The organism is Halorubrum ruber (assembly GCF_018228765.1).
In the GTDB taxonomy this organism is placed as follows: domain Archaea; phylum Halobacteriota; class Halobacteria; order Halobacteriales; family Haloferacaceae; genus Halorubrum; species Halorubrum ruber.
In genome coordinates this window covers 2,306,761-2,324,641 of sequence record NZ_CP073695.1, presented here as the reverse complement: position 1 = coordinate 2,324,641, position 17,881 = coordinate 2,306,761, and the positions used below count along the sequence as shown (strand labels likewise).

14 protein-coding genes are annotated in these 17,881 nt (G+C 50.9%); 3 read left to right on the top strand and 11 right to left on the bottom strand.

The annotated features are described in order from the left end of the window. Nucleotides 1–147 precede the first annotated feature (147 nt). Complete coding sequence (locus J7656_RS11500; RefSeq protein WP_211553352.1) at nucleotides 148–1,569, top strand: DEAD/DEAH box helicase family protein; 1,422 nt, start codon at nucleotides 148–150, stop codon at nucleotides 1,567–1,569. Between the two features lie 123 nt (nucleotides 1,570–1,692). Here the strand turns inward: J7656_RS11500 and J7656_RS11495 are convergent, their stop codons facing one another. Both J7656_RS11495 and J7656_RS11490 read right to left on the bottom strand, forming a co-directional pair. After that, nucleotides 1,693–2,418 carry a hypothetical protein gene (locus J7656_RS11495; protein WP_211553350.1) on the bottom strand — a complete coding sequence of 242 codons (726 nt, stop codon included), beginning with the start codon at nucleotides 2,416–2,418 and terminating at the stop codon, nucleotides 1,693–1,695. Between the two features lie 217 nt (nucleotides 2,419–2,635). Next, the gene (locus J7656_RS11490; protein ID WP_137688722.1) at nucleotides 2,636–2,821 is read right to left on the bottom strand and encodes a ribbon-helix-helix domain-containing protein; all 186 of its coding nucleotides are present in this window, start codon (nucleotides 2,819–2,821) and stop codon (nucleotides 2,636–2,638) included. Nucleotides 2,822–3,097: 276 nt separating this feature from the next. On the opposite strand from J7656_RS11490, the gene J7656_RS11485 reads away from it, so the two are divergent. Then, nucleotides 3,098–3,427: a hypothetical protein gene (locus tag J7656_RS11485; RefSeq protein ID WP_211553348.1), complete on the top strand. Its 330-nt coding sequence runs from the start codon at nucleotides 3,098–3,100 to the stop codon at nucleotides 3,425–3,427. Between the two features lie 44 nt (nucleotides 3,428–3,471). Here J7656_RS11485 and queC read toward each other — a convergent pair whose 3' ends face one another. The 3 genes from queC to J7656_RS11470 all read right to left on the bottom strand — a co-directional run bounded on the left by queC (nucleotide 3,472) and on the right by J7656_RS11470 (nucleotide 5,484). Further along, on the bottom strand, nucleotides 3,472–4,161 hold the full coding sequence (queC, locus tag J7656_RS11480) for a 7-cyano-7-deazaguanine synthase QueC (RefSeq protein WP_211553346.1): 690 nt from the start codon (nucleotides 4,159–4,161) through the stop codon (nucleotides 3,472–3,474). An 85-nt stretch (nucleotides 4,162–4,246) separates the two neighbouring features. Next, nucleotides 4,247–5,023, bottom strand: a complete 777-nt coding sequence (locus J7656_RS11475) for a 7-carboxy-7-deazaguanine synthase QueE (protein WP_211553345.1) — start codon at nucleotides 5,021–5,023, stop codon at nucleotides 4,247–4,249. Next, nucleotides 5,023–5,484, bottom strand: a complete 462-nt coding sequence (locus J7656_RS11470) for a 6-pyruvoyl trahydropterin synthase family protein (RefSeq protein ID WP_211553344.1) — start codon at nucleotides 5,482–5,484, stop codon at nucleotides 5,023–5,025. Before J7656_RS11470 ends, J7656_RS11475 begins: the two co-directional genes overlap by 1 nt. A gap of 183 nt (nucleotides 5,485–5,667) precedes the next feature. On the opposite strand from J7656_RS11470, the gene J7656_RS11465 reads away from it, so the two are divergent. Beyond that, on the top strand, nucleotides 5,668–6,327 hold the full coding sequence (locus J7656_RS11465; RefSeq protein ID WP_211553343.1) for a queuosine precursor transporter: 660 nt from the start codon (nucleotides 5,668–5,670) through the stop codon (nucleotides 6,325–6,327). Between the two features lie 194 nt (nucleotides 6,328–6,521). Here J7656_RS11465 and J7656_RS11460 read toward each other — a convergent pair whose 3' ends face one another. The 6 genes from J7656_RS11460 to J7656_RS11435 form a co-directional block, all read right to left on the bottom strand. Further along, a complete protein-coding gene (locus J7656_RS11460; RefSeq protein ID WP_211553342.1) occupies nucleotides 6,522–9,008 on the bottom strand; it encodes a DUF262 domain-containing protein in 2,487 nt (828 codons plus the stop codon). 74 nt (nucleotides 9,009–9,082) lie between these two features. Further along, nucleotides 9,083–9,565 (bottom strand): hypothetical protein, encoded by a 483-nt coding sequence (locus J7656_RS11455; RefSeq protein WP_211553341.1) that lies wholly within the window; start codon nucleotides 9,563–9,565, stop codon nucleotides 9,083–9,085. Nucleotide 9,566: 1 nt separating this feature from the next. Then, nucleotides 9,567–11,597 (bottom strand): AAA family ATPase, encoded by a 2,031-nt coding sequence (locus J7656_RS11450; protein ID WP_211553339.1) that lies wholly within the window; start codon nucleotides 11,595–11,597, stop codon nucleotides 9,567–9,569. Between the two features lie 1,015 nt (nucleotides 11,598–12,612). Beyond that, nucleotides 12,613–13,935 carry a hypothetical protein gene (locus tag J7656_RS11445; protein WP_211553337.1) on the bottom strand — a complete coding sequence of 441 codons (1,323 nt, stop codon included), beginning with the start codon at nucleotides 13,933–13,935 and terminating at the stop codon, nucleotides 12,613–12,615. Then, complete coding sequence (locus tag J7656_RS11440; protein WP_211553335.1) at nucleotides 13,935–15,944, bottom strand: UvrD-helicase domain-containing protein; 2,010 nt, start codon at nucleotides 15,942–15,944, stop codon at nucleotides 13,935–13,937. The genes J7656_RS11445 and J7656_RS11440 overlap by 1 nt, the downstream gene beginning before the upstream one ends. Continuing rightward, nucleotides 15,944–17,239 (bottom strand): hypothetical protein, encoded by a 1,296-nt coding sequence (locus tag J7656_RS11435; protein WP_211553333.1) that lies wholly within the window; start codon nucleotides 17,237–17,239, stop codon nucleotides 15,944–15,946. The genes J7656_RS11440 and J7656_RS11435 overlap by 1 nt, the downstream gene beginning before the upstream one ends. Nucleotides 17,240–17,881 lie beyond the last annotated feature (642 nt).

Genomic DNA, 17,881 nt, shown 5'->3' with positions numbered 1-17,881 from the left:
GAGGAGGTAAAAGAGTACTCGTTACCAAATCTTCTCTTGACCAAAACAACTCGAACTCTCGCTAAGGATGCTTTTGGAATCCTAACTTTGGTGAATTTAACATCACGGCTTAGATATATATCAGCGGGCCATTTTGAGGTAGATAAGATGTCTCATGAGGGCCTCCACGTTCCTGATTGGATAGAAGCCCGTCCATATCAACAAGAAGCAATACAAGAGTGGATGTCTGCCGGAGGAAAGGGAATACTAGAAATGGCAACAGGGACTGGTAAAACGGTCACAGCCCTCCTTGCCGCGACGCGTGTGGATCAGTCTGTCGATAAAAAATTCCTGCTCGTCGTCGCAGTGCCATATCAACATCTCGTTAATCAGTGGAAATCTAACCTCGATGATTTCGGTGCTACCCCTGTTCTTGCCTTTGAATCACGACGTAATTGGCAACCTCGGCTTGAACGTGAGCTGCTAGAATTCAACAACGGAATGCGTGACACCTGCGTAGTAGTTACAACACACCGAACGCTGTCAGGAGAATCTGCGAGAAAAACAATTCGAAGGGCTAACGGGAATTCAATGCTGATTGCAGATGAAGTACACCATATGGGTGCTGCTCAGACACAGGAGGCACTTAGTGATCAGTTTGACCTCCGACTTGGTCTTTCGGCAACGCCAGAAAGATGGTATGATGAAGAAGGGACGAAAGAATTGGATGCATATTTTGGAGGAACCGTTTTTGAATATGGACTTGAGAAAGCTATCGAAGCCGGTGCACTATGTGAGTATTACTACATTCCCCATATAGTCGAATTACAGGACGAAGAGATGGAGGAGTACATGCGTTTGACCACAAAGATCGGTCGACTTGCAGGGAAATCGAATGACAAAGAAGGGAATTTGAATCTTGAACAGAATCCTGCTTTACAGCAAGCTCTTTTTAAAAGAGCTCGATTAATTGGTACCGCTCGTGAGAAGCTATTCTTGCTTATTGATTTATTGAATTCTGAGATAGATACCAAGCACACGCTTGTCTACTGTAGTGATGGCAAATTGGAGGTTGATGGCCAATTACAGCGTCACGTAGACCTGACAACAGAGAGAATCCGAAATGAGTGTAACTTGTCTGTTGAGCGCTTTACCGCACGCGAAAATCAACAGGAACGAAAACAGCTGTTGACACGGTTCGATGAGGAAGAAATTGACGTTCTAACTTCTATTAGATGTCTTGACGAGGGCGTTGATATTCCTGCTACACGGACGGCATACATCCTAGCAAGTACATCGAATCCACGACAATACGTCCAACGAAGAGGACGGATCCTTCGAAAATACGAAGGTAAAAAATATGCCGTAATTCATGACTTCATCACAATACCAGATACTCAAAGACACCCAGAAATGCTGTCCGACGATCAGTATGAAATTGAGCGGACACTCATCCGGAAGGAACTCGAACGAGTTTCGATGTTTGCGGAAACTGCTCGGAATCATCCGGACGCCGATGTTGATGGTGTTCCGACATCCACGGGGTCATTACAAGAAGTAAAGCGTAGATATGACCTCCTCGCCGGATAGATTTTTCTTAGAGGCTCTATTGAGACACCCTCAGGTGACAAGTTCTGACTCTGATACGGTCTATACGTGCTTTCAGCGATTGATTATCTGATTTGAAAGTTCTGTAAAGAGTGAGTCAGCTTCTCAAATCTCAACGGAAGTCGGTAAATCAGATTTTGGGAAAAACAAGTCATCTATTAGTTCAATTTCATGTGTATCTTCCCAGTATCCGGAGAGCTTCAATGAGTCAGGAATCACAGGCATCTCGATTACAGATGCGTACTGAATTCTTGTATCTGGTCCGATATATTCCCAGTTATCGGTTCGCCAGCCTGGTTCAAGCCTATCACTAACTAATGGATTCCCGTCATAATTGTACGCAATTCCATTGTCTCCGATATATTCGATATTTTTGTGTTTTAGCATGATTTCTTCGGAGCTGTGATTGTAAATCTGAAAACAAACAATCGTTCGACCAGGGCCCCCTTCATTATCCCACGTCTCGGTATCGTCAGCTTCCTCAACGCTCAGGAACTCCGGAAGTGTTAGAATTTTAGTATTCACATCTTGGAAAACCCCAACTATTGAAAAGTCAAATTCTGAGCCTTCACTGGTGTATACCGGCGTTCCGAACTCTTGCTGGCCAGAACTAGTGGTACGATCATAATATTCAGTCAGTATATCATATTCTTCGTCCGTTAAAAGACCTACTTCGGTTAGTTGCTCAAGACGCTCATCTTTTTGTAAATCATCTAGATTCGGAATGTCTTCACTTTGGGATTGACCATCGGTGGACTCATTATCGACACGATCGTCATCCAATTTCATATCATCAAGAATCTCCGTCATGATATCGGGATCATCAGCCATATTCTTTGGTTTGTAGGTGATGAAATATATCTTTCCATTAGAATTATAAACTATATATCATTTTTTGAATCAATTCGGTCTATCTTCTCTAAGTGGTGCCCATCTGGGTAGCCTCTCTTCTATATCCGACAGAGATTCTCCGCAGACTGTGGGAATTTACCAGGCTGGTTGGTACGTGAGTTCTCCTGTTGAACAGTAGCAATGTCGATCAGAAATCTCAGTCGTCAGCCTCAGATGAGTCAATCCGCCCTTGTCGTTCATCGATTTCCTCTAGCAGATCGAGCGTTTTGCGGATTGAGGCGCGAATCGCGTCGCTTCGGTTGACGAATTTTCCTTCGTCGCCGACGTGGTCGTCAAGATCGTCAAGTAACTCTTGAGGGATTTCAACGCTTACCTTCGGCATAGGCTTGATTGGTAGAGGAATATCATCAGAGTATCGGCTACTCTACGGAGCACACCTGGGCTAGACCAGCAGATTGTACCGATCACTGTGGTAGATTGAATCGCATATTAAGCGGTTCACGAGAATTCTGGCCGCTCAGAGTACGTTATCGGGTCATGTGACCCAGCATTTCGGAACGCTTCAAAAATCACGTGCGCTAATACAGTGAGAGGACTACATCAGAAGGACACGCAACCAGATTTATTTGTTGCTGTAGACGACACCAAGATACGTCTCATGCCAGAAAGCGAAACTGAGCGTCTTGATTATTATCCGTCAGGATGGAGCGAAGAGATTCATGATGAGTACTACGTTGAGTGGATATACGATGACGATCAAACAATCCTCGTTCGTCTTGACGGGACGATGGGCGATGGCGACTATACGGTAACTCCAATCACTGGTGTGAATATGGACGGAGAAGAGTTCGTGACCAAGCCCATCTCGGGACTGTCACGAACAGAGGCGTTCGACGTCGCAGCAACACTCATCTATGCTATAAATGGAGTCACGGGACGACTCAACGGAGAGGATGAGTTTACTGGCGACACCAGCAACAAATCCTAATCTCAAAAAGTACAGTGACAGCCTCTATGACTATTGAAGCAGTATTACGAAAACTTAGGTCGCTCAGCGTACGCAATCGGGTCACGTGACCCAGCATTTCGGAACGCCTCAAGCCGGAACGCACACGCATCACACGTCCCGCACGCCGGCTCTTCGTCCCGGTAACACGACCACGTGATGTCGTATGGGACACCAAGTTCTAACCCACGCTCAGCGATGTCTGTTTTCGACCACTCGACGAACGGCGCTTTCAACTCGATTTCCGTCTCGGGCTTCGTTCCGACGTTGATCACCTGCTGAAAGGCGTCAAAAAAGGCCGGACGACAGTCCGGATACCCGGAGAAGTCCTCAGAATGGGCTCCGATAAACAGCGCCTCCGAGTCAGTCGCCTCTGCGTACGATGTTGCCATCGACAGTAGATTCGCGTTGCGGAAGGGGACGTACGACGTGGGAATTTCGTCGCTCTCCAAGTCAGCATCGGCGACGTCCATCTCTTCGTCCGTCAGGCTCGACGCCCCAATCTGTGCGAGATGGCCCGTTTCAATGTGGAGGAAGTCAGCCGCATCGACCTCCTCGGCAAGTGCCTGTGCGCACTCGTACTCTTTGTCTTCGGTGCGTTGCCCATATGAGGTGTGGAGGAAGTACGGCTCGTACCCCTGATCCATTGCTTCGTACACCGCTGTCGCACTATCCATCCCGCCAGAAACCAGAATGACCGCGCTTTTATTGCTCATGTATTTTCGGTTGTGTTGAGTCAATTGTCGTCCTGTTCACCACGCCCCCACGGCACTCCATCGGTCGGGCCGACCAAGGCGACGTTCATGTCCCGGGTGCGTCATTCCACAGGTCCACGTGGAGTCGGGGGGTGTATCGGTAGCCGTACTCCATCGCTAACTCTGCCACCTGGCTTCGCGTTCCGTCAAGTTGCTCCCGCGTCATACCTTCCGGCATCAACAACACGTCGTCGTCAGCAATGGTCGTCGTCGCCGCCGCCCGCACTCGATCGACGAGGTCCGTAATCTCCGGAAGGTCTGTCTCATCGGTCACGACGAACTTGAGTTGCGTCTCGTAGTCGTCGACCATCTGGGACAACGCATCCATATCGATCCGGTTTTGCTCGTGTTTCTCTTCCCACTCGCCCTCGCCTTTCGGGTCCCGATCCGGCGTCGGCGTGCTGCTCGCCAGCTTCGGGCTGATGCTTGCGAGGTCGATTGGTGCGTCCCGGTAGATGGTCCCGTTTGTCTCCACCGTTGTGTGGTACCCCTCGGCGTCGAGTCGCTCCAAGAGATCGATGGACTCCTCGTGGATGAGCGGCTCCCCGCCCGTGAGTACGACGTGGTTCGCCTGTTCGTGCGACTGTACTTCTTCCACGATCGTGTCGACATCGCGCCACGCGCCGGTCGGCTCCCACGACGTATGGTAGGAATCGCAGAACCAACACCGCAGGTTACACCCAGAAGTCCGCACGAAGACAGAGGGAACGCCTGCGAGCGTCCCCTCACCCTGCAACGAGTAGAACACCTCGTTGATTGGGAGGCCCTCACCAGCCGCGTCAGCGTCCGTTGTGGGTTCTTCCACATCGCTTACGACTGGCATCAGTAACTCGCACAGAGCTCGCCGGTTTCACTCACCGACACCGACACGTCGGAGACGGTGTCGGGGAACGCGTCGAGCATTCGCTGTTCGAGGAGCACGCTCATTACCTCTGCCGTTGGTGGGTGATCGAGGACGACGAGGGCGTCGCCGTCGCCCGACGCCTCGAATGCGTCGACGAGCGGGTCACCCTCCTCGACAAGGAATCGGTGATCCCACGCGTCGATGACGTCTGTGACGTCACCTTTGTCGACGACCCACCCCTCTTCGATGAGTTCGCCGGTAACTTCGACGGCGATCTCGTAGTTGTGGCCGTGTGGCCGCGAGCACTTTCCGTCGTGGTGGAGAATACGGTGGCCCGAGCTAATTCGGATGGGGTTATCCTCTCCGATGTGGAGGGTTCGTTGGCCGGCCTCACGAAGGACGTCTGATTCGGATTCATCTCTTGATATACTTCGGGACATACTCGAAGAATATTCGGGGAATATATAAAGATTGAGTTTCGTTACTTCACCGATGGAACAGCAACCCGACTCACACTCATCCACCGTCTACCCTATCGGTCGTTGCGCACCGGTTTCTACTGGGGTCAGCTCAAGACAGCGAACCACAGGAAACTGTACGCCCATACAAGACGGTGACAGCTGATGGAGACTGAGGATACTCGCGCGATCTTCACCGCCGTGTTCGCCGGTTCAATCGTTCTCGCAAACGTCCTCGCAGCGAAACTGACGTGGATCGAGCTCCCCGGGCTTGGGGGCGTCGCCGTCCCCGCCGGTTTCGTCGCCTTCGGCGTGGCTTACCTCGCTTCAGACCTGCTTGTCGAGTACCACGGGAAAGAGTACGCTGCGACCGTGGTCAACGGAACCGTCGTCACGCTCGTCATCGCGTATGCGCTCGTGTTCCTCGCCATTTGGATGCCGTCTGCCCCGTTCTACGGTGGACAAGACGCGTTCGTATCGACGCTTGGCGGCTCCGCATCGATCATCCTCGCCTCCGTCGTCGCGCTCGCGTTCGCCCAGCATCTCGACGTCCGATTATTCGCCAATCTGAAGACTCGCACCGGCGGTCGCCATCGCTGGCTTCGGAACTGTGGGTCTACTGCAGTCAGTCAAGGCGTGGACACGATCGTGTTCATCACGCTCGGCTTCGCTATCTTCCCGGCACTCGGCCTTGGTGGGGAGCCAACGTGGGGCTGGGCACTCGCCTCAATCGTCGCTGGGCAGTACATCGTGAAGCTGCTTGTCGCGCTAATTGATACGCTTCCGTTCTACGTTGTAACAGAGTTTGTAAAGCAACCAGTCTGATTCTGACAGATTTGATTAGAGGGGCCATGTATATGCGATTGTGAAGACTGTGATTAGGGCTATGATTGGGAGGAGAGTTCGAAAAAGATGAAGTACCGTTTTAAATAGGCCAGTCTGCCCTATTCCAATCCTTCAGTGACCTACTATTCCCTGTAAGTGTATATTTGAAGAGTAGGCCATAGCAGAGTCTAGTCTTAGACAGTTAGAACTGCTAAACGCTTCTGAACATCTTCCTCGACTATATTTTCGATATCATCTACAAACGGTTCGAACTCGTCTGGTCTGGTTGGGAATGTGAGTGATTCCAAAATTTCAGACACTAGCTGTGATTTCCGTTGTACGAGGCGCTCATACGTCCACCACTCGTTGAAATCTTGAACAAGTGAGGGAGAACTAGATCTCGTCTCATCATCGGGCATATCAAGCGCTAGTAAGCGCTGAAGTTCCGCTTCGTCAATTGCTCCATCAGTACCGAAGTATTGGTTGATGATGTTTTCCATGTCCTTGCTGTGCTCTTTGTGGTACTCCTTGAGCTTGACTGAAAAGAGACGATTCTGAATCGGCCGGTTGACCGCTTCGTCAAGCAAAATCATGTTTCCAAGATCACGTACGAAGCGTTCCTCGATTCCATTTACGATTCGCTCGATCTCATCATAGCCGTCGTCACCGGGTGACAGCTCGTGTGCGTCACGTGACTGAAGATAATCGATCTGAGTGCGAATCTTGTTATCTCCGTTATTACGGAAGAAGTGCTCTAACCACGCATACGGATGGTCTTTCTTAGGCAAAATGTATGATACTGGGAGTACGTGTTCAATATGTACTTCACTAGAGTCTGAACTGAGGTGAGAGTTCGTGATCCCAACCTGATTTCTCTTCCTAAAGTCTTCATCCGCGACCTTCAAGTACAGTTGTTTTGTCTTGTTGTTGTTCCAACTCTCTTTACTAACAAGTCGATCGATGAATGATTCGCCGAACATCTGTCGTGCAGAATTATCGATATTCTCAATAAGAATCTCAGATACCTCCTCGGAATCAAATTGATTCCCCGTCTGCTCAAGCTCTCGAAATTCTTGGCAGGAATCCGGATAAGTGTCATCAACGACTGTGCCGACAAGATCCGATATAGAAAATCGGAACGAGATATTCTCTACTGTTTTCAAGACATCGACCAAAAACTGATCTTTTTGTGGGGCTTCCGTCACCGCTTGGTAGACGTACATCACGAACGGCCGCCACTGTTTAGTTCCAAGTTTGTTGAGCCGCTTGAGAATCTCCTCACACTCGCTTTTTTCTGGGTCTTTCAGCTCTAAATCGTCATCTGTCAAATCGGCAGAAACAATTTCACGATATCGCTGTGCATAATTCACTAATTCTTCTAAGAAGTCCCGAGCCTGGCCTGGGCTTGCCAGTCTCGATTGGATATCGTGATGACCGATTTGTTTGAGACGAAATGCTTCGAGCATTTCGTTTTTCGCTTCTGTGACCGTAGAGAATTCTTTCTCTGTCGCTGCAAGATAGTGGGCAAGAAAGTCTTCAACATCATCGGAATCTCCTCCAAACGTCTTGACAACGCTTTCCCAGCGATCGATCTGTACACCACTATCTGATTCTCCTTGGAATCGCCCCACAACACGAGCTCGAATCTTATCCATATTCGATAACTCAACACCACGGTCGTTGAGCGATTGAAAGACTTCGATTCGGAGCTCCTGATTACTAGTCTCAAAGATACATTCTGAGACGCGAAGGGAACGGAGAATATAGTGAGTCAGATTTAGCAACGCTCGGACCTTTGTCGCCGGAGTTTCAAAGATATCCTTCTCAATGAACTGTCTAATATTTTTCTTGTAGAATTTGTCAGCATTAACGAGTCGTCTATGTGCATCTCCATAGTAGCGGTACGATTCAAGCATGTCAGTGTCCTCAAAGTCTTCATCCTCTTCGTATGCTTCTTCTGGGATATCAAGTTCATCAAGAAGTGACTGCACAGTGATTGAGTTTGTCTTTCGTCCATCATATTGCGGGAGATTTTTTACTGGTTTAATCCGGTCCTCTTTCTCTTTAAACACAATATCAAAGAACGGCTGATCGTGGTCATTCAACGTAATGAAGGGAGTAATAGCCGGACCGTCAGCACGGAATAATAGATCCTCTAAATGGCGGTCACAGACATGTTGTGCATATTCGAGAAGCTGCCCATCTATACTGTCGAATCGAGCTTCTAGCTGCTGCTTTAGATTCTTTAGAATAATTGCTACTGTGGTCAGACGCTGCTGACCGTCAATAATCTCGAATACATCTCCGTCGGCGTCGCGGGCGACGTACACAGTTCCAAAGTAAGTATCAACAGGAAGATTATTCGCTTTCGGCTTTAGGTCCTGAATAGATAATATAGTGTTCCAAAGTTCCTCATGTTGATCCTCTTCCCAAGTAAAATTCCGCTGGTATTCAGGTACGACAAATCTCTCTCCCTCTGCTACGCGGAGGAGAGAACGATTTTCAAGGCGTATATTCTCTTCTAATGAACTAATAAATTGTGTACTGTCTGCAAACTGAAGATTATCATACTGATCTCTGTATTGGGTGGTATCGTACGCTAGCATACCGGTTCCATCCGGGTCACCCGGATAGAGAAAAATCTCTTTGCCACAAAGTGGCGTATTGGATTCCTCTTCCATGGTCCCCTTGATACTCAGCGGCGTCTTAATGTTGTGGATATGGCTAATTTAAAAATACTTGCTGTAATGCTAATTTACTCCCCTTCGATGTTCATCATCTCGTCATCAAAACTCTGAACAATCTTGGCTAGCTCTCCTTCAGTTCCGGTGCCCTCGCTCTGAGACATTTTTATATAATTGATTATCGCATCTGTAGGATCACCAGCAATATCTCCGAACTCGTCTTCGGCAATCTCTAGTCCACCTGCAGCATACTGAGCAAGAACTTTCATATGTGTTTGTTCGTCAACGAGAGCCTCTGGGTCTCCGGTATCCTGAAAGGCTAGACTAGCCATAATCGTACGATACAGATCCTGAGAATAAACATTATGTAGCCCCGATTCACCAGCTGTACCCTCCGAACTACTACCACGGTATCCCTCGCGGACGGGGTTGTCTTCCTTATATCCTATAACCGCAAGGAAGATGAGAAGGTCATAGTAATTCTCAAAGACTTCGTACTCATCAACCAGCGTGTCGTACAGCTCGGTTTTCTTGTAATTGATAATACGTCCCATTTTAGTTAGCTTCCATGGATGTGCTCTCTGAGCGAACTTTCGTTTGGGGGTACTCGCCGGGCGACTCTCCCGGGTCGTAATCAAGCCAAAATTGTTCGCCGATCCTGTCGGACATCTCCTCTTCAACTGGCCCTTCCCACTGCGAGTCGGTCGCAAAGACCACTACTTGGTTTGCAAGAGTGGGGATAACCTCTCCAACTTTTTGTCGATGCCGCTTGTCAAGAGCGCCAAAAGGAGAGTCCATCACCAACGGATAAATTCCACCAGTGAAGTACTCTGAGTCTTTCTCAGATTCATATCTCTGTCTGGCGATTTTGACTAAACTGCCAATAAAAGCAAGACTAGCAATCTGGCGTTCCCCGGTTGATTTGTCTACTTCGACACGATCGTCACCGACCTCTTGCCAGATTTTGAGCTTGAATTCTTCGGTTATTTCAGCAGTGAAGTTTTTGCTCGCAATCTCACCAAACGTTTTTCTTATTTCGTCATTTGCCCACTCCCGGACCTGATTTTTGAACTCAGAGAACGAAGATTCTAGCTCTTCTTCTACAAGTTCAGTCGCCTTTTGCCGACGCTTGGCTAGGAGGGCCTCCTCATGTTCATCGCGTTGCTGCTCTATCTCCTCTTTGAGGCTCTCTAACTCATCTTCCTTGTGATCGATTCGCTCTTCAATACCGCCTATATCTGAAATGAGGTCGTCTCGCTTTCTTTCGTTTTCTTCACGTTCAGATTCTAACTCACCAATTGTCTGACCAGATTCAGTTGTCTGATCAAGCTTCTGTAGTTCCGAACTTATCTCATCGATTAGCTCATCATAATCGTCAAGCTCGTCATGAAGTTCTTTTCTCTCCTCGATAAGTTCATCAGCAGTTTCAAAGAATTTGGATTCTTCCTCGGAGACCCGATTTAGGTGTCCAACAATACGAAGTGCCCCTTGTTCAACGCCATCACCAATTGCCTCACCTTTCATCGCCTCCACCTTACGATAATGTTCAGTTCCTGGCTTCAACTCACGACCGCAGAGACAGCTCCCAGATTCAAGTAAAGAATCAATGAATGAATTGCTCAATTCAGAAGGAATGAGTCCACGTTCCCGCATCGAATCTAGCTCTTCTGCAGTCTCCCGAATAAGGGGCATTGAGAGGGGAATGAAGCCGTGATCACTGACTTCTTTCCGGATCTGTTCATTTATTTGTTCAATATTCTCTTCAATATCGGAGCGTTCTTCTCGATATTCATTTCTTCGCTCTTGAAGAGCGGCGCTCTCATCTAACCGTTCAAGTTTTTGCTCAAGATCAAATATCTCTTGTTCTACTTGATCCTTAGACCGCTTCGTATCTTGGAGTTTTCGTTGAAGATCATCAATAGCCTCCTCTATATCACGCTTTTGAGAGATAAGATCTGAAAGTTCATCACTTGCATACTTTTCCACCTCATCTTCAAATCGGTCCGCTACAGTATCCAAATGACGGGTAGAGCGCTCAAGAATAGTGAGCCCCATTATATTTTGAATTGCTTCCTGAATGCGATCTTGATTGTCAATCCCTGCAAGTTCGTCTATATCCTCTCCGTCAAAGAAAAACAAGCCACTCAATCGTTTCGGGATAATCTGGTCAAGCGTATTATCAGGATTCAGTCGCTCCTCCCACTGGCCACCCTCCCGGTACTTGACTGTCATATTGGCATCGACAAGTTCACCATCAAAATCGCCGTCAGCCCGTTTTTCATATTCAACCTCCCGTCTAGCGACGTATTCAGTACCATCATGTAGAAATTCTAGCTCCACACAAACACAGATCGAGTCACCTACAGATGCTTCGGCCATTGCACCCTCACTTGCCAGTCTGTCAGGACGCGTGTCGAAATCCACCTCATCATAGAGCAGCCAAGTAAACGCGTTGAGTAATGTCGATTTACCGGACCCATTGGCACCATGTACGATGGTGACATTTTTATCAGAGGACTGAGCAAATTCAATCGCTTCGTGCCGGAACTGCCGAAAGTTTAGTAACTCAATCTGTTGTAGCTGCATTAGTTAATTTCCTCTATAATTATTTGCTCAATTTCGTCATTAATCCCACGTGGGAGATCTAAGTGGAGTTTCTCTTTTTCTGCTTTCAGTACGCGCTCCCGAATTTGTTCAATCTTGTCACTTGAAATTGTGACTTCGTCATCAGAGAGAGTAGTCATTATCGCAACTGTAATCGGCGGCCATTTATATCTTAGCCCATATTAAAAACTGTAAATTGGAGGGGCCGCGAGAGTTTGAGAAAGTGGTGCTCGGTTTTAGAGTGGCTATGCGCCAAATCGAACGCTTCAGTGAACTTGTTTCGTGGAATGTATTTTCGTTTGCGGAGCAAGATTTGATTTTGTGGTTCACTAACCTAATCAAGGACCACGCGGATATGGATAATATCTCACAGTCATAACGACAGGAAAATTCTTTTCACAATTCTAGCAGACACGATCGTGTGTCGTCGAATACCCCGAGCGCCGTCTGTGCCTCGTCGTCTCTTAGGTCGGGCCCCGAGTTCAAGTATTGTCCAATAACTATGAGATCAACCCTCATTCTTGCGGGACCCAGAAGCCCCGGTAGCAGGCGTGTCAGTGTATTCGTTGATCTTCGCTTGGTGGTTGGGCGTCTAAGTCGTCGAAGGCCTCTGCGAGACCGCCGGGGAGGGGGCCAGTTCGGACAATGTTGTCAATCCGAAGATCGGCCTGTCATATCCACCCCGTGATTTTCCTGCATGTATTCGCTTAGTTTCTCAGTCGTCCGATATCGACCGTCTGGCTGTTTGACTAGCAGCCCCGCATCGCGGAGTTTGTACCCAATCGATGGATCCGCAGCGCCAGCTCCGGTACGCGCGACAAAGATATCGCTCCACCGCCACGATTCTGCATTAGGACCAGGTATGAGCTCGATATCAGCGATATACCGGTTAATCTTGCACTTGAGTCGCATGTTAATGCTCTCTGTGCGTGGCATTAGCCGTCCACCTCAATGTTAACAACATCGTTCGTGCCGACAGTTGATTCTTTCATATCAGTCACCCGGTGTACCCCATTTCCTTGAACAGACCGCTCGCCAACTCGTAATTCAATCGTGTCAAGCGTCCGTCTTCGTTGTAATCAACGCCTTGTACGTCCAACACGCCCTTGAGCGCGACTGTAGGCGGGCTCTCCCCTCGGAGTGTAGATGGCGCGTGTTTGTCGCGTGCCGCTAAACACGTCCGGAGCGCATCAACTGGGTGCTGCATGACGTCACTCGCGCGTCCACACTGGCGAATTCCTTCCTCCACTGCAATCAGCTGTAGTGCTCCACCGCCATCATCGTGAGCCCAACACTTCCACCCGTCCGACCGTGAGACCGCGAAGTTCGTGGATTCACTATCCGGTGTGCTAGTTCCGCCATGAACCGGATGCGGGCCTTGTCCATTACTCGCGTAAGTACGGAACGCTCCTGTGTTCGCAATCGTTACCGGGTTGAGCCCGTAATACGCCGATTGCGACCCGGGACTCTCGCCGTGGTCCGCGTCCGCACGCTCCTCAAACACTTCTTTCGCCTGCTCGCGCTCGGTGAGGGTATCGTCGTCATCGAGCAACTCGTCTGTGAGCGACACGATCGTGTCCTGACGTTCTGCGACAGTATGCCGAGGAGTCTGGTCAATATGCATCCACGTCGTCCCCATCACGCGACCGTTCGCGGGGTATCCGTAAATCTCGATGTGCCCTACTTCACCATCCGGAAGTTCTTGGTTCAAGTCCTTCAGTACCTTCTTCCCATCTACCTGACCCGGCATTTCACCGCGCGTAAAGCAGTGCACACCCGTCATTGACGTGGATAATTCAGCGTAACATTCGAGTCGCTGAACGATATCCCACACCTCACGTGTCATGACCGCTGTCCCGTCTCCGCGAGGTTCGACGACGTCGTCGAAGTCGAAGAACATCAACCCCGGTTCGGGGCTGAAGTCCGCGTGCGGGAGAATACTCATCGGATACAGTTCGCGGGGTTCTTCGTCATCGTGGAAACGCCACGAATCATCCACGTAGCCGTCTGAGCGGCCATTGAGAGCATCGATGACTTCCTCAAAGGTTGAACCGGCGCGGGAGTCGAAGTCGATGTTCTCCCGCCCCCAAGTCACGCGCCCGGCCCATCCGTTGTTTCGATGCGGGGCTCGTGGAACCTTCTCGTCTAAGTCCCAAACGAACCAGTTCTTTGCGTCGAACTCCACCAACTCGTACGGGATGGCTCGCTCGGCGTCGTACACAGACTCGGGGATATCGAGGGTAATGTACTGCTCGCCAACATCAATGACCTTGACAGCGCTCTCAGCGTTTTCTAACCGCCGCGTCGTTTCACGTCTCATCACGCCTCACCTCCTTCGCTCCGCGCAGATTCATCTTCTACCGCGCGCTCTGCAGCTACTGCAGCGACCGGAGCAATATCTCGGGGTAAGTGTGGTTGCACCCAAGAAAAGCCCTCACGCATGATGTGGAGGCGTTCTGACGCGCGCGTCAGCCCGACGTACCATGTCCGCGCTTCGTTCTCGCGTGTCGAACGTGAGCGCTCCATTTCAGTGCCGATCGTGGACGTGATCCCGTCATAAATCACGACATCCGTCGCCTCACTACCCTTCGAAGCGTGGATCGTGAGAACACGGACCTTCTTCAACACGTCCCCAGGAACCGGGTCATCGTACCTTACAGCGGCTTTCTGCAGCGCTTTCAGGTCCTCATCCTCGAACTCGCCGGCCTTCGTGAGACGCCTCACCGTCGCCGGACCGTCCGTGTACTTACGCCAGAATGCTGGCTTGACAACTTTATCAAGGTCATCCGCGGACAGTGTCTGTCCGTTATCAGAGTTCTCAGAGTCGCTACGTAGGGATTCCACAAACGAATCGAGTTCATCACTTGTGTGTTCAAGTGTCCTACCGTGCGCATGCTCTAAGATGACTGCCGCTTCCTCAGCGTCTAATCGGAAATCTGCCGCGTCACCGTCGTACTTCATGAGTCCGTACTGATTGGTGTCCTGCCCGTAACTTCCCGGCACAGTCTGCAGTTTCAATACGGCGTTTAGCGCGTCTACACGCCGTTGTGTCCACCCGCCGACGTCGTCGGCGTCCTGGGTCTCGTGAACGACCCCGCCTTTGTCGAGCGCTGCGCTGACGCCTTGCGCTTGTTTCTGTGTTCTCGCTAGGAGCAACATGTCGCGGTTGTCGTTCCCGGCGACGTACTCGTCTGCGAGCGCCACGGGGCTCGCCGGCTGATTCGCCCCGGGAACCGTCCACCCCGCGTTCTGCGCGTGGGTGAACTCGGGAGACTGGTACTCGTGGATTTCTCCGCGACCGTGTCGGTCGATTGGTGGCGCTTCGAACTCTCTCTGCAGCATCCGAGTCGCCACCTGCCAGTGTTCCTCCGCCACCCGCCACGACTTATCGAGGAGCACCTCAGGCAAGTGGTCCATACGGTCGGTAAAGAACCGCGGGTCAGCACCCGCATAGGCATTGACAACTTGTAGGGGGTCGCCTGCCACGATCGCCGTGTTAGCGGCTGCAACCCACCGTTCTGCAACTTGGGCCAGAAGCGGGTACGCGTCGTGATATTCGTCCACGACAACCACCTTAGTGGGTGGAAGCGGACCGTCTACAGCGGCTTCGAGGAGTTCATGGAACTCCACCAAGTCCTGATGCCCCTTGAACTGCTGCCACTGCTCGTAGACCGTGGCGACGTCCACTCCCGGCCACTCCTCACGAAGATCGTCATATGCCGGAATTTCGCGCAGATCACCCTCGTCACGTGGGTCTAGAAGATTATTCGCTGCATACTCGAATACGTCGAACAGCAACTGCCCGCGCGTCGATTCCCACGGCTGACCAGACCAGTACCGGATATTCAGAACATCACTGCAGAAGTACGACTGTTCGTATGTAGTCACTGCAGGGCCGAGTCCCCGACCACTGTTCTGCTGATAGTCGTTCGCACTACCCTTATCACGCGATAATAACCCTGTTACTCGGTTCGCACAGGCGTGCGCTGTCGTCCACATCGATAGGTCGGCATCGTCGTCGATGACACCCCACGACTTGAGCCGGTCACCGATTTCGTCTGCGAGCGACCGGCGGTACGTCACGATCGTGACGTCCGACGGGTCGATGTCGTACTCAGTGATGAGCGTCGAAACGCGTAGGCACACCTGTGTGGTCTTCCCAACCCCCGGCGGGCCGTTGAGACGAATGCTATCGGTGACCGGGTAGGTTTCCCCACCCTTGATTTGCGCGTCTTTGAGTTCTTCCGGCAGTCCTGAACGGACCGCTTCCGGTGGGGCGGCGTCCTCGTAGTCTGTTGCCGCGTCGTAGTCTGTGGGCTCCCCGGGCATCACGCATCACCTCCGTCTTCGCCACCGTATGACCCGATCTTCCCGGGGGAGCGGTCCTCTTCACTGCCGTCGTCCGTATCAGTGTTGGAGTCGTCTCTGACGTCGTCCGACTCGCTGACAACCTTGTCGCCGTCATCATCGTTGTCGCCACCGTCTCCGTCATTGCTGTCCGGTGACGCCCCGCTCTGGTCACTGCCGTCGTCCGTGTCGGTGTTGGAGTCGTCTCCAATATTGTCCGACTCGTTGACAACCTTGTCGCCGTCATCATCGTCGTCTTCGTCACCGGGGGCGGGACCCATGCGATCGAGGGGGTCCTCAGCCTCTTGCTTGTACGAATCCTCGTTCACTTCGAACGCATCGCCTGACAGATACCAGAACGTCTGCCAGTTCCCATGAACGGTCGTACTCACTGCCACCTTGTCGCCCGCGGTGGATGGGCCGGTTAGCCCTCGCGCTGAGATTTCAGCCTGCAACGCCCGGTCGGTGATCTCGTGCGTGTTCGTGATGGACGCAATCGCCTCCCTAGGAACAACAACTTCGGTGTTATCCGGTGGTTCAGCGTTCACGAATACCCCGCCATGTTCGACCGCGTCCATCCGGTTCCCGAACGCAGTTGAGTTCATCACGTGGTTCTTCAACGCCTGCAGCGCTGCCGTCCGCGCGCCGGGCTCTTCTTCAACGTCTTCGCCAACATCTTCGAGGACACCACCGACCCAATTGTCCCACTCCACTTCTTCATTGCCGATACGGTCGGGATACTCACCTTCTTGAGCTGCCGTATACGCTTTCCACATTGCGCGCCCCTCGAACAGTGTTGACTGCGTAACCGTGAGCTGTGTACCGTTCGAATCGTCGAATTTTAGCACGTACTCTGTTTCTTCCGTGCTACTGCGGTCTGTCGTGACCTTCTTCGTCACCGATCTTAATGTCCGTTCGACAAGCTCCGGGAATATGACCGCTTCGCCGTCCGAAATCTGCCGTTCCTTCTCAAGCTCGTCACGCTTGTCTGACCACACTCGCCGTACGCTCTTCCTATCAACGCCGCTCTTCGTGTCCGCCAATTGATTGAGGTACGCGCGTGCCATCGAGTTGATTTGGTCACCTGCTGCGTCACCAGCTTCAACTTCTATTTCAGCAAAGCCTTCCGCGGCATCGAGGCAGAGACGCATCGCCTCACCAGCGTTATCCGCGCTCTTCACGTCTTGCTCGAAGGTCCCGTACGCGGCATTGAGCTTTGCAATCGGCGTGTCGGCATCTGGGCCACTGATGTCGTCTGGCATCTCCTCAGTTGACATCAGAGATCGCCTCCGTCTGCCGCAAACCCGTCGGCCTGCGCAATCGTGTCGACATCGCTCGTCATATCTTCAATTGCGTGAGCGCCAGCACCGTTCTTCGCAATTACAACTACATTCGAGAGTGGGATACTGAGGTCAACCCCTCCTGCGCGCTCCTCAATATAGAGGTGTAGGAGTTGTGACTGATCGTTAACGATGTGGTGTACCGCTTCAATTTCTCTGTTACCGTCCAATTCGACTCGAACGGGCTCCATCTGAAACCCGTCTGTTTTATTAGACTTCGTATTGTATTCTGACATAGGGTCAGGTGCCCTGGGGTGTCGCGTTGTGGCGCGTCTCCCCATTTCTCGCGGAGGGAAGCGAACCCAGAGCACATACCAATACTTGCGTATTTGTTTAAAGGCTCGGGAATCAATACTGATAATCTCCAAAAAAGTAACGCTAGACTCGATCAATAATCCAATAGTATTTAACGATCCAACTTTCGGCTACCAATTGATCGTTTTTGAGGATTTTACGACCGGATAGAAATACGGTTTCGGCACGATCTATAACGAACTCTCTATTGACAACGAACACAGATACACACCCCACTATATATAGTGGGTGGGCTCGCCAGCACCGCCTGTCCAAAATGCCAGA